The organism is Rhizobium beringeri (genome assembly GCF_004306515.1).
Lineage (GTDB): Bacteria > Pseudomonadota > Alphaproteobacteria > Rhizobiales > Rhizobiaceae > Rhizobium > Rhizobium beringeri.
Genome location: NZ_SILG01000005.1, coordinates 229657 through 242697, shown reverse-complemented (window position 1 = coordinate 242697; position 13041 = coordinate 229657). Strand labels below are relative to the sequence as shown.

The window sequence follows — 13041 nt, the reverse complement described above, 5'->3', positions numbered from 1 at the left end:
CTGCACGAAGATGTAGAGATTTGCCCCTTTCAGGGTGCCCTAGCCCGCATGGAGACGCAGATGCCTGTCGACCGCCCGAGTTCATTCATCGGCGACTTCACGCTGGCCAGAAATGTCGCGCACAGCCTCGATGTAGTCCGCACATTGTGGACCCTACGGGAGGAGGCGAACCCCGCGCGGAAGCGCTACCTGCAGAAGCCAATGATCATCCTCAATGTGGCGATCATTGAGGCTCTGCTCTACGACCTCCACAAGCGGGTCAAATGGTTCACCCGTGAAGGGGTCATGGGCATGCCGGCGAATATCATCACCTACGTCCGGGGCAAACAGATTGACAAGCTGGAAACCCTCATCGCCAGTTGCCGGAAGCATGACCTATTCGATGAGCTTGGCTCGACCTTTTACGACGACCTCGATCTTCTCAGGCGGATTCGGAACCGGCTGCATCTGCAAAACGATAAGAACGATCTGGAGCCAGATGACGTCAATGCGTTTTCGGCAGAACGGCTCACGCTCTCGGAGCGTGCGGTAGAATTCGTCATGATGACGCTTGAGGCCAAGCATCCACGGCCCGGCAACACTTACACTCAGCCATTTCATCTGCCATGGCCGAGCTATTTCGGTGATTGAGCAGACTCTTCGTCCGTAGCTCGATGGGCTGCTACAGTAGTCCTTTTTGGCCCAAAATGGCGCTCGCAGCTCAAAAAAGGAAATGCGGGTGGGTAATAAAAAGCTTAATAGGCGTTCGTTTCGGGTTCCCCCCTGAAGCGACATGTAAGGGGTTCCTGGATCAACAGATGAACGACACGATCTCTTATGCTCATTCGAACGACGAGAACTGGAGCCAGGCGTGCCAGTGCGCCGATCTCTATATTACTGCAGAGATAGCTCGGACCTATGGTTTGAAAGCGCTTGCGGAAGACTTCTTTGATTCGTTCAGGGAGCACATATCAGATGAGCTCTTCGCCCAAGCATTAGAGCTCAGGCGCCGAACTTTCGACGGTGAGAAGTTCCATCGACACTGCCGGCAGGTCTGCTCGGATCGCGAACGGCAAGTCGCACAACACGCCGCCCAAACAGCTCGCTTACCATCCAGCCACCCACGCGCATGGAAGCGCGACGTGGCGAAACAAGTTTTGGGGCATCATCGATATCAGCTTCCGGTCGGACAGGGTGGCTTCAACGTCGGCACCCTTCGGGATCTTGGACAGAACGAGGCGATGTGGAGGGCGTCGTTAGCTTCCGATGCCATACCCTCCGCTGACTTCATGTATGTTTACGACTGTGGCTCGGATCCGATTGCGGGTGTGATCCAGTCCGTGCGATCAATTGTGGCTCGACGCCTATCGCGTCGGCTCGATATGCTTTTCGTGTCGCATTTCGACCGCGACCATATCTGTGGCATTCCCCATCTTCTGCACGAGAAGACGGGGCTCCGGGTCGATACGATCGTAATGCCGTATCTGGATGACACCGACCGGATAATCGCGTTCGGGAGAAGCGGTGCGACAAGCGGCGAACGCAGTGCAGAGCGCTTCCACGAAGATGTGATCATCGATCCCATTGGCACCATGGCTCGGTTCGGGCCGCGGCAGATCGTCGTGGTAATGCCGGAAGGCGAGGACGAGGGCGGTTCGGGGTTCTTCGAGCTGCCGCCCGCGGAGCCTCCTCGTTCCGGCCCGGACGGCATGGCATGGAAGGGCAGGGATTCGGCAGGCGGGCGCAGTGCCCCGCCTCTGGCGCGCCGGACTCCCGAGGGAGCGACCATCGTACAGCGTATCGAATTCGCTGTTGCGGCGGGAACCGAAGGCGGATGGCTCTTAAAGCCCCATGTGAAGCGAGCGTCTCAGCAGGACCGGGAGGCTTTCTGTGCCGCAGTCGAGGTGCTCCTGCAGTGGCCGAAAGGTAGCTTCCGAGAAAAGGTGAAAATCGAGAAGGAACGGCGAAGCTTGGTGACGAAACACCGCATGGCCGTTTCTCGAGCATATTCCTGGGCATTCGGCGACAAGAACGAGACCTCTTTGTCCTTATATTCCGGTCCGGCTGAGCCACAGACGGCAGGCGCCGTGCTCCGCAACTCGCGGACGTTCGCAAGTGCGCGCGTCGGTTGGATGGGAACCGGCGACGCAAGTTTCAAGGATCCGCTGGCTGTACAGAGGTTCGAGCATCATTATCGCGACGAGATGGACTGGGTGACTACCTTCATGCTCCCCCATCACGGCTCGGCGCACAACTTTGATCCATCGCTTTTCGTCGTCGATGCGGAGCTCTGGGTGGCTGCCGCCCAACCGATCCACTTGCATTGGAAGCATCCGGCGCCGGAAATCGTCAAAGCGATCAAGGCAAGCGGCGCCAGGTTCCGCAAGGTGGACTCGTCGCCGAAATCACTTCTCGAGGAAAAAATGGTCGTTTTCTGGCCTGGCTGAAACGAGACTAGAGCGCGAAATTCTAGCGGATCGCTAAGTCCCCCAATGTTACCCTGAGATTCTCCTTCGGCCACCATCGGCGCTCGGAATAACGTGGTCACGCAAAAGGTGGTGGTGGCCGTTTCCGGACAGGTCGTCACTGATGAAGTCGAATGAGAATGCAGACATGATCCCTCAGATACGATAGTCAACTAGATTACAGTATTTGAACCAACAATTGGCGGTTGGACCAGAGCAATTGGCTCCCCCCGTTAATCGTACGGAGAGCGGTGGATGGGATTCTGCCCGATCTGCAAGACGTCGGCGAACCTTGAGCAGCCGAGCGGCGGGGACTATCGGCGTGTGGAGTGCCGCAAGTGCGGCAAGTACCAGATCACGGGAAGCGCATTGTCGATGCTGGAGACACGCCTGCCCGCTAACGACAAGAAAGCGGTCGCGCGGCTTAGTCATGCCACCCGGCTGATGTTCTCGACAACGGATGCGGAGTGGCCAGAAATCAACTCCGTCAATCTGGATGACATGCTCAAGCGCCCGCTGCCGACGATCGACCGGCAGATGGCCAACCTTCTGGTCTGGACGGCCGCGCAACTGGAAGACGATCATCTCGGGGCGGTGGAACTGTCCGACGAGGAGGATCTCACCGGGGTGATTGGAACAATCGACGGAAGGCGGGTCCACGAATTGATCTCGCGAGCCGAAAGCGAAGGCCTGATCGAGTTCGTCCCGGACAATTGCATCAGCATCACCACACAAGGCTGGGCGAGGCTGTCGGCAACGGTCGCGGAAAAGGCGGAGCCGATGATGGCTTCGCCTGCGGCTCTCGCTGTTGCCAAGGTTGATCGGATTATCAAGGCGCACTGCAATAAGTGCCGGGGCATTACCAATTCGTGGGTGCGCGCGGAACACACAGTGACGGGTAACGACGGGCCGATCTCGTGGAGCGACAGCTTCGAGGTGCTGCAGTGCTGTGGCTGCGATACCCTGTCGGTTCGCCAGGAGCACTGGTTCTCTGAATGGGACGAGATGGACTACGACCAGTATGGCCGCATGGTGATGCGTCCGGGGATCAAGGAGGTCTACTTCCCAGCGCCGACTGTGCGCGCGAAGCCGGAATGGTTTGATACTATCGCTGACGAGGTTCTCCGAAACGTGCTGGACGAGCTCTATGCCGCGCTAAATGCCGGGTTGAACGTGCTCGCCTCAATAGGAGTCCGCACTTTGCTCGACCGCGCCGGCTATCTTTTGATCGGGGATCCGCGCGGCGGGTTCGAGGGCAAGCTGTCGGCGTTGCAGACTGGGGGCCACATCAGCGCGCATGAGAAGACGACGCTGGAGGCGGTGGCGGACGCGGGGAACGCCTCGGCGCATCGCGGCTACACACCAACGGTGGAGCGCCTAGGGCATATCGTCGACATCATCGAGAACTTCTTGCATCGCGCATTTGTCCTGGCCGGCGCAGCGGAGGATATCCGAAAGACCACCCCCGCGCGCCAGAAATGACAGTGGTGGCTGCACCTTGGTCGTATTGACTGTTTTCGGCGTAGACGACCGTCTGTCGTCGGCGTTTATCAATCTCAGTGCACCTAGATCGCTTTTGCGATTTGGCGGGAGTAGTTGGGACTTGCGCCGATGATCGGACTGCGCGGTCTCACGGCCCACACAGCCGTTTCAGAGAAAGACAAATGGCAGCTTTTAACAAGCGGTCCCGGCCGCCTGAATGGCTGAGATGAAGGCGCGAAGCCGTCATTGAGCGTGAACGCAGAGGCATCGAGCCAGCTGCTTCACGGGCGTGTTCGCCTTGAAAGGAATCGAACCGAAAAGCGTTGGTCAGATGACTTAAGCATCTGGAAGGACATGCTTATCAAAGCTAGGTCGCATGCAGCGCGAGTTCCGTTATGGGACTCGTTAGAGTTTGGACATTATCTTCGCGGCTCGTTAATTTGTCTGTGATTTATGCGGCCTTGGCTTCGAGAACGGATGTTGTATGGCGAATTTTTATGCTGGGTTTGGTTGGTTTATCGTGTTGGCCGTGTCTGTCGGTATTGCGCTCTGGTCGGGCAAAACGCTCTGGCCAAGAACTGTTGGTGTCGTGTTTCGGGAATTTGACCGCTTCAACGCATCGCATAGGATCGATTACGAAGCTCCGAAGAGAAAGATGACGGTTGGGAAGCTCCTCGCGCGCGGCTTTCTCTTTATTTTCTTTATCGCATCGGCCGTTGGTATTTTTTACGGTGCAAAGAACCTGTGGCCCTATATTTACACGCCGTCCGAAGTCGACTTCTAGGCTTCGGCTAGGACCGCCGAAGCGCCATTCTGGAAAGACGTTGCGCCGGGGGTGCTGCGCCCGCACGGCGGTGTCACTGCACTGGCGGCACATCGGGCGGCCTTCGAGCAGCGATGCTGCACGCCAAGGCTGGCCGGTGGCCTGCCTTGGATCTGCACGTGGAAATGCGCAATGCGGGTTTGGCCGGATCTTTTGCGCTTTTCCAACCAGATGCTGCGCTACCAGCGCATGCCCGAGGGCCTCGATCATGAGATCGGCCGGCCGGCCCATCGGGCAATGCCCGATGCCTATGTGACCGCCCATCACTTGCGCGACCTTCTCAACGCAGAATCCCATGAAAAGCTATTGGCCTGGAGCAGCCAGCCGGGTCTGCTGCCGCGGGCTCCATCTGGCCCCGATCGTGGCAAGGCCTGGGACCGTGTTGGTCAACAGGCGTTGGAGGAACTCTCCCAAGATCGGGATGTCGATATCCGGTTCAGCGCTCAGACTGAACTCGTTCGTCGCGAGTGGGCAGCCTGCCGTGGTCGAGCCCGCGCAACGAACACTATTATGAAAAGCGCCGTTTGATGGCGGCCTACCGTCCTATCTCCTGTCTTTCGCGCGCCAGCGGAGGCCGAACAATCCAATTCGATCAACGACGCACCCGCCTGCCAGGAAAGAAGAAGAGCATCGGAGCTTTGGGAATTCTCGACACGGTTGCGCCGGAAAGAGGCAGCCGCAGGAGCCTTAGCATAGCGCCGCGAAGCGGAAGGCGGGACCGACTGCCACCGGCGCAGCCGTTCCGCACGATCAACTGCCGTCGTGTCGTGTCGCAAATAGCCTTGACCCCGTGCAAGGCACAGCTTCAGGACGCAGGTGGCGGAACCTGCTCGTTTAAGGCAAAAAGGGATACTTGCAACGAAAGGCTCGACAGATGACCGGCACATCCGACACGTTGGCTCTCCTCATCGACGGCGACAATGCCTCCCCGAAAATTGTCAGTGGGCTCCTGGCCGAGATCGCCACCTACGGCACCGCCAGCGTCAAGCGCATCTATGGGGACTGGACCAAGCCCAACCTCAACGGCTGGAAAGAGTGTCTGCTGGAGCATTCGATCCAACCAGTGCAGCAATTTGCCTACACGACGGGGAAAAATGCCACAGACGGGGCAATGATCATCGACGCGATGGACTTGCTCTATACCGGCCGGTTTTCCGCATTTTGCATCGTTTCCAGCGATAGCGATTTCGCCAGGCTGGCGTCGCGCATCCGCGAACAGGGTGTCACCGTCTACGGCTTCGGCGAACGCAAAACTCCGCGCCCCTTCATTACCGCTTGCGACAAGTTCGTCTATTTCGACGTGCTCAACGCCAACTCAGTCGAGCCCGAGGCGCCGCGGCACGATCCGCAACCGGCTGCCGTCGTAAAGGCCAAGGAAGCCAAGGCATCCCCAGCGAAGCCGCCGGCAAAACCGAAGCTTGACGCTGCCGCATTGAAGATGCTTGAGAATGCCGTGACGGCGTCGGCCGATGAAGACGGGCGTGCCAACCTGGCGCGGGTCGGCGCCCATCTGGCGAAACAATCGCCGGACTTTGATGCGCGCAACTACGGTTTTGCCCGCCTCACCGACCTGGTCGAGGCTTCCGGCATCGTTGACGTGGAGAGAAGTGGCGACAGCCCGAAGATCGTCACGGTGCGCATGAAGGGGAAGGCAAGGCCAAAGCCCAACGGCTAGCTCCGCCGCCAATGGGATCGCGGCGGCCTATCCAAAATGTCCCGCTCCAAACCACAGGTGTCGCCTTGGTGAAGGCGCTCGCATGAATAAGATGCTTGAAGATGCCACGACGGAAACTAACCAGAGAAGAACTCTTTGCTCTCGTATGGGAGAAACCGACCAGCGAGATCGCCAAGGAACTTGGCCTTTCGGACGTGGCGATCGGTAAGCTCTGCACCAAGCTGCAGGTCCCGAAGCCGCCTCGCGGCTATTGGGCCCGCATGCAGGCCGGGCAGCGACCACGTCGACCGGCCCTGGTTGCTTTCCGCGAGGAACTCGACACCAAGCGACGCGACGAGTTACGTGCAAAAACAGCAGAATCGCTTTCGAAACTGCAGCGCCAGTTCCTCGAAATGGCGTTGTCGGATATGAACAGTCGGGGCGCCGCTATTGCTCCACCGCCAGGGACCAGGCCGCTCGCCCTTCTCGATCGCGATGTGGCAGCACAGGTCCTGCTGCTCATTCAAGGCCGGGCACAGGCCTGGGTGGAAGACGGTCGCATCGCCACGCGCTGGGGACCGTCTGTTCGCAACAGCGTTGCCAAACTCGTTGAGCGCCTGTTGCCGATGGCGCGGCAGCAACTCGTGGTATTCGAGACCGAGAGCAAACGAACATCCTTCATGGCGGACGGGCCGGTGATCTTTGTCCGGCTGACAGCGCCACTCCAGGAACGCATTGCCGCCCTTTCGGCGATGGTCAGGGATCAACAACTCCAGCATGTGGTGATGCCGCTGACGGCGGCAGATCACGCCTGGTCGACGCACCACCTCTATTCCCCGGAACCGCACTTGTTCCTGGACAGTTGGCTTTGTGTTTCGGCGCGCGAGATCTGGGTGGAATGGAATCGCAAGTCCTGGCGCGAGGAAGAGCCGCCCGAGCGGCATGCGACCAATAGGATCGGCCTGCGGGAGGTGATGCCGGTCGACTTCTTGTCCACTTCCATCAAGGTGCTCTCGCCGGTCATTTCGAGGGTGGCAATCACGCCCTATGCGGACCGGCTTCGCGCCCTGCAAGAGGCGGAACGGATCCACGAGATGATGAGCACCGCCGCTTACGCAATGCAGAGGGAGGTCCCGGGAGAAATCCTTTCGGTCGTGGATCGCCTGTGGTTTGGGGAGGAACGTCCCTTTCAAGCCGCGCGAGACGCGTTCCGCCATGTCGAAACAGAGTTGGAGCGATGGGATACCGAACTCGAAGCGGAACGATCAGCGCTTGCCCGGTCCATTCTTGGAATCGTGCCTGGAGATATCGTTACGTCCGAAAGCCGCGGGAAACTGTTGCGGCTATCGGTTACGGGCATAACGCTATATTCTGGCGGCAGCAGCGTCAGCTTCATGGTGTCTGGAATTCGGTTTCGAAAGGACGGAACGCTGGGCAAGCTGCAGGAAACGCTGAATTTGTCTTTCACCGACGAGAACCACACTGGAAAATAACGCCTTCCACGCTTGACGGACGCAGGCTCCTTAACCGAGCCGGGATGAACGAGAAGCACTCAGACCGGCGACAAGCAGGAGCCTCGACGTTCGCGTCCGGCATAACCGGCCGCCCCTCGCTAGGGAAGCCCGTTAGATTCACCCGACTGGCTGTGAAGGGGCTGATCGTTGAAGAGCATTTCTCGCCTGATGACGAAGCTCGTGAATTCCATAAGATTCTTCGGGTTACCCGCGGCTGACGGCATTGCGCATCCCTCGATACCGTCCGGGTCCAGCTGCGGAATGAAGTGAGACGTCACGGGCTGCGACGCGACAACCTTGCCTGCATGGAGATATTTGGACCGTCGTTGATAGCTTTCCTTGAAAATTCTCTCGACACCCGGCCCGAGGTGCTTTTTGCCCAGATCCACGACACGCTGCGATATCTTGTACGTTGGCTGACTGCATGCGGGGCAGCTGGCAGGATTGCTCAGAGGCAAATCAACGGCTTCGAGCGCTGACACGAAAAGCGCCATGGCGACGTCATGGGCTTCCGGAAGGTTGCGATATATGCCAGTGGCCCTGTGGAAGATACTCGCCGCGCGCGTCAGACGGTCGTCGCCAGTCCTTTCTTCAACAAGGTTCTCGCAGAATCGCAGCTGCGCAACGCTGAGCCGGAGCAGACGATCTATCGTGGGAAAGTCATCGAGCCAGTCTTCTTCGACCAGAAACTGGTTTGCATCTTCGTGCCGGGCGCTCACTTCACCCTCTCTGTCATGAACCTCTTCGAAGGCGACATTTGTCATGCAGGACAGGGCATCCATCAGTGGGACAAGGCGTACAGCGAATTCGTGCCGAAGATCGGCATCGTCGAAACCCCTGACAGAGATACCAATCTCCGACTGTCCATTGGTCAGCGGCCCGCAGTACCAGTTTCTGCCGCGGTAATGAGCAAGCGGGATCTGAGGGAATGTTCTGACCTGGGTCGACAGGAAGTGCTCACTGGGCTGGTCTTTTCGTTTGAAAGCCTCCTTCACACACGCCCGGAGCATCTGTCCGATGTCGGGATGGATCTCTTGTATTCCGTACTGAGGGTTGAACTGGACCGCCGTGATCACGCCCACCTTCCTGTAGCGTATGCTCACCTCCACGCCTGTCGGAGCTGTCGTGCCGAGAGACATCCATCCAAACCGGACCAGTTGCTGCGAGCCGGTTCGACGGGGTGTATATTGCCAGCCAAGTCGCCCAAATCGATCGCGAAGACTTGCCCAGAGCGCGCGCAGAAAAAGGTTGGAATCCGCCAGGGAGGCTAGTTTGAGCTGGTCGACAACGATCACAGGACACCGGAAGTCAATGTGGAAACAATGGGTTCAGTCGCCGCAGTCGGCATGCCGCATAGCGATAGGAATGCCTCCGAAAACTCCACATGCGCGCTCCTGCCGTTCATCGCGACCTTGTATGTCGAGATCATCAGCCCTTCCGCCTCGACCGCAGAAACAAGGGCCGCACTCGGCTTTCCGGGAAGGAGAAGAACGCGACGATGATCGGACAGATCCAGCATGCGGCTGTAGAGAACGAGCTGGCCCACGCCCTCGTAGATGTCAGCAGCCGATGCGCTGGTCTTGATTTCGATGAGAATCCTGGACGGTCCGCCAAGGATGATACCGTCGACTTCATAACCTGCGTCGTGCCGCAGCTTCACAAGATGAAAGCCCGCTTCTTCAACGACACGGCGCAGCGCAAGCCATACCTCGCCCTGACGTCTCAGTATTTCCTTTTCAGGAGTGGCATCCTTCGCCCGCTTGACGAACACACCACCCTTTTCGTCGGACGCCAATGTCGGCGGTGCGGGCTGCGGGAGAACCAGGCCTTTTGAGAGAAGGCGAGCTCTGGCGCACGCGTGAACGAATTCGCCCGTCTGCCGTCTGATTTCCTCGGCGCTGCCATCGATGTCCGCAACAACATACCAGTCGCGGGCGATCTTGCTGACGGCGCCGGTAACGATTACCGGCTCAAGGCCGCTCAACGTCCTGAACTTCGCGCCCTCGACCTCGCCGTCGGAATCCGGGTTTGGACGCAGCCGACCCTGCCGAAGGACGAAGCGGCGGCCGTCCGTGTCGGCAGCAACGTTGACGAGGCCGTTCGGATCGGCTGCCGCCCCGGGCGCGTTGATCTCGACCGACCACGGCTTGCCCGAACTATGAATCCCCAGCTGGACGTCAAATGCGTTCGCTCTCTTGCCGGATGGGGATGCCTTCAACATCACCATTTCTCCACTCATCCAGAGCCGATTGCCCCTGTCCGGACGTGATCCCTGCCTCAACGCTTCGAGCCATTCGCCAAGGGCTGCATCGACGCCAGACAGCTCTGGCATCATTTCCAGACTCCGGACTGCGAGACGATGCGCCAAGGTCAGCTCCAAATCGGCAGCTCCTCGCATGGGACTTGGCAAAGTCACGGAGAGCGTCATTTTTCTCGTGTTATTGCCGCCACTTGCCTGGTCACTCGCGATCCGGCCACCGGCGGTTCCCAGCGCCTTGCGCAGCTTGACGCTGTCCGTACCCCGAAGCAGCAAAGGAAACGGGAACGCCCGGGGCTCGAAGGTCGGATCGATACCTTTCTCACGCACGAGTTTCATCACCGGGTCACTGGTGATCTGCGCTCGCGTCAGGGTCGCGTCAACTTTCGACAGTCTTTCAAGGACGATCGCGACGCCGGCCGCGTACTGGGAGTTCCTTCCACGTCCGTCCCCTGATTCAAAGGTGATCTCAAAGCTTGGATGCGCGCCGGCTACGCTGAAGGTCGAATGAAGCTCGTGGCCGTTGTTGTCGAGGGGTTTCAAGCGCACTCCTTTGAAATTTGTCACCAAAGTGGAAGCAGTCTGGGTGAGATGTCCGAGTGACCCTTGGGTGATGAGGGCCAGCTACGCCGCTTCCTGCTTCATCAAGGGTCTGACAGGAAGCGGGAAGACTGTAGTCTTGCTGCTAGCCAACCTCGGTGAGACATAATTTCCGCGGACCGCGCAACATTAGCGACGCTGTCAAGATACTGGCCACTCTCCTCCATAGGCATCACTCTGCTTTATCGACGTCAGGCGTGAGCAGAAGCTTGAAATCCATCAGCCTCGAGGCGCTGGAGTATTTGCAGAAGCTTGGCACACTGGCGCTCTGTCGGAAGCCGTCCCGGTATTCCCGCTGCAACGGTCAGGATCGAAGCGTCATCGGTCGACAAGGCCCTCCTGCGGGTACCCCAAGCCTTGACCTCGGACCAGAACCCGCCGCCACGCCTGAGAACCTCGGTCTGAGCCTCGATGCCGTTCAGCATTTTCTGGTCCCGCACCGCGCTCCGCCTGTTTGCACGATGTTCGTCCCGTCCAACGAGCGTGTCCTCCCAGTCTTCAGGCCATGAGACCTGCAGGGTCTTGACCCTGGCCCAGCAAGCCTGCTGCTTTGCCCACTCAAGCGGATTGGCGATTTCACCGGGCCCGCCGGCGATAACCCCGTGCACGGCTTCCAGCCCGCTGCAGAGGGTGCGCTCGAGAACATCGGTCAGGCCTTGCCGTCTCCAGACCTTGTCAAGGTCTACGACGCCCTCGATCCTGGCAGCATCGAACTGCAGTTTTGCGATGGCATATGGCACGACGCGCGATCTTATACCTCCGCCTTGGTACCAAGGCTGCTTCGTTACAAGTCGCTCTGCCTCGCGGAATATGATCGCCTTGGCAATCGAGTGGCGGAAAAAGTCCTCGTTGAACGCGTCAGAGTTCTTTTCCCATTCCTTGCCGATGCTATCTGCAAAATGCACGAAGTTCTTCTGCGAGCCCCTGCTGACGATTTCGGGAAAGCCTCGCCAGGGATTGAGGAACTTGGCAAGATCCGTCTTGTCGATCATCTGGCTTTTCGGAAACTCGACGTCGAACTTCCGCTTCTGGGCCGTCTTCAGCAGGTTCCTCGCATCCTGATACTGGCCCCGGGCCCGCTCGTAGAACCACTTCGATTCCCTGAATGTACCGTCCGGTGATGGCGCGAAGATACGCCTCGAGAACTCCTGAAACCTGATGTGAAAGGCATGATTGGCGAAGAAGTCAGCGGCGTTTACCTTGTTCTGACTGTTGGCAAACTCCGAAATCTTCGGGACCACGTCGGATGCCATCGACTGCTCGACAATCGACAGCTTCATCTGAACGAACACCTTGTCGAGACCCGGCTCCTTCTTTCTGCTTGCAGCATGGATCGATGCGGTGGTCTGTCCCCCGTTGACGATCTGAAGGTTGCTGATCGAGGCGATCGCCAGGGTCCCGGCGTCCTGGGTGAGCTTCACGCTCTCGGCGGTGGCCGTAATCCCATTGTTGAACGCAAAGAACATTTCCGGGTCGCGTTCTATAGTTGTCCGGATTCCCTTGTTGACGCTGCCTCTGGCTTGAAGAAATACGCGAACATTCTGCTCCAACAGCTGGGCACCCCATCGCTCGTAGATGGCAGCGAGTGTGGTTCCTGGGATGACGACAAGGTAAGCCTCGTAGCCCGCCTCCGAAAGGTGCGCCGGGAGTGCTGGTATTGAGCCCCCGAAGTCTTCGGCGAGATCGATCTCGATCTCCTCTCGCCCATGTCCGGAAGAAACGAAACGGTGCAGTCGTGCGATGTCCCATACCGAGTATGCGACTGGAATGTCCTTAAGCTCGTCCGATTCCCTGCCTTCCACCCTGCTGCTCAGCTGCCGATTGGTAATGAAAACGAGCTTGATCTTGTCAATGGAGTGCCAGCGCTTCGCAATCATGTCCGCGACACCGAAGCCAGGTGAAGTCTCTTCCAGGCCCTGCCTGAACGTCGGGTCGAGCGCCTTCAAGATGAAGTTCGTCAGCCTCTTGAACGTGGCGTCCATGTCCGCGCGGGAAAGCGACCTGATCTCCGAAGCCTGCGAAAAGTCCACGATGATGAGCGTGAGCTCGCCTTCGTTGGAATTCGGATCGCCTGCATAACCGTCGACACGTATGCCTCGTGGCGACTGATAGAGAGCACGATCTGCAGTGTCGAGCTCACCCGCATCGATCAGCTGCTTGCAGAAAAGGTCGAAGAACGCATCTTCCGTAAACTGGCCCTCGGCATCGGCAGATGCCAGCACATCCTGGAAAAACTCATGGTTGAACTCTGCCAGCTCCTCGGACAT

The 13041-nt window shown here is 58.6% G+C and carries 10 protein-coding genes; 7 read left to right on the top strand and 3 right to left on the bottom strand.

Annotation, left to right across the window (positions count from 1 at the left end):
- The first annotated feature begins 60 nt into the window (after nt 1-60).
- From ELH03_RS33905 to ELH03_RS33875, 7 genes are all read left to right on the top strand, one after another.
- Complete coding sequence (locus ELH03_RS33905) at nt 61-630, top strand: hypothetical protein (protein ID WP_130806967.1); 570 nt, start codon at nt 61-63, stop codon at nt 628-630.
- 167 nt (nt 631-797) lie between these two features.
- Nucleotides 798-2426 carry a ComEC/Rec2 family competence protein gene (locus tag ELH03_RS33900; protein WP_130806965.1) on the top strand — a complete coding sequence of 543 codons (1629 nt, stop codon included), beginning with the start codon at nt 798-800 and terminating at the stop codon, nt 2424-2426.
- A gap of 273 nt (nt 2427-2699) precedes the next feature.
- Complete coding sequence (locus tag ELH03_RS33895) at nt 2700-3926, top strand: DUF4145 domain-containing protein (RefSeq protein ID WP_130806964.1); 1227 nt, start codon at nt 2700-2702, stop codon at nt 3924-3926.
- A 484-nt stretch (nt 3927-4410) separates the two neighbouring features.
- Nucleotides 4411-4710: a hypothetical protein gene (locus ELH03_RS33890; RefSeq protein WP_130806962.1), complete on the top strand. Its 300-nt coding sequence runs from the start codon at nt 4411-4413 to the stop codon at nt 4708-4710.
- Nucleotides 4711-4881: 171 nt separating this feature from the next.
- Nucleotides 4882-5277, top strand: a complete 396-nt coding sequence (locus tag ELH03_RS33885) for a hypothetical protein (protein WP_438269955.1) — start codon at nt 4882-4884, stop codon at nt 5275-5277.
- A 346-nt stretch (nt 5278-5623) separates the two neighbouring features.
- Nucleotides 5624-6424 (top strand): NYN domain-containing protein, encoded by an 801-nt coding sequence (locus ELH03_RS33880; RefSeq protein WP_130806960.1) that lies wholly within the window; start codon nt 5624-5626, stop codon nt 6422-6424.
- 260 nt (nt 6425-6684) lie between these two features.
- Nucleotides 6685-7896, top strand: a complete 1212-nt coding sequence (locus tag ELH03_RS33875; protein WP_245511919.1) for a hypothetical protein — start codon at nt 6685-6687, stop codon at nt 7894-7896.
- 119 nt (nt 7897-8015) lie between these two features.
- Here the strand turns inward: ELH03_RS33875 and ELH03_RS33870 are convergent, their stop codons facing one another.
- The 3 genes from ELH03_RS33870 to ELH03_RS33860 form a co-directional block, all read right to left on the bottom strand.
- Nucleotides 8016-8993, bottom strand: coding sequence for a hypothetical protein (locus ELH03_RS33870; RefSeq protein ID WP_130806956.1), 978 nt, complete (start codon nt 8991-8993; stop codon nt 8016-8018).
- A 215-nt stretch (nt 8994-9208) separates the two neighbouring features.
- Nucleotides 9209-10723 (bottom strand): hypothetical protein, encoded by a 1515-nt coding sequence (locus ELH03_RS33865; protein WP_245511921.1) that lies wholly within the window; start codon nt 10721-10723, stop codon nt 9209-9211.
- 242 nt (nt 10724-10965) lie between these two features.
- Nucleotides 10966-13041, bottom strand: coding sequence for an AIPR family protein (locus ELH03_RS33860; protein ID WP_165447344.1), 2076 nt, complete (start codon nt 13039-13041; stop codon nt 10966-10968).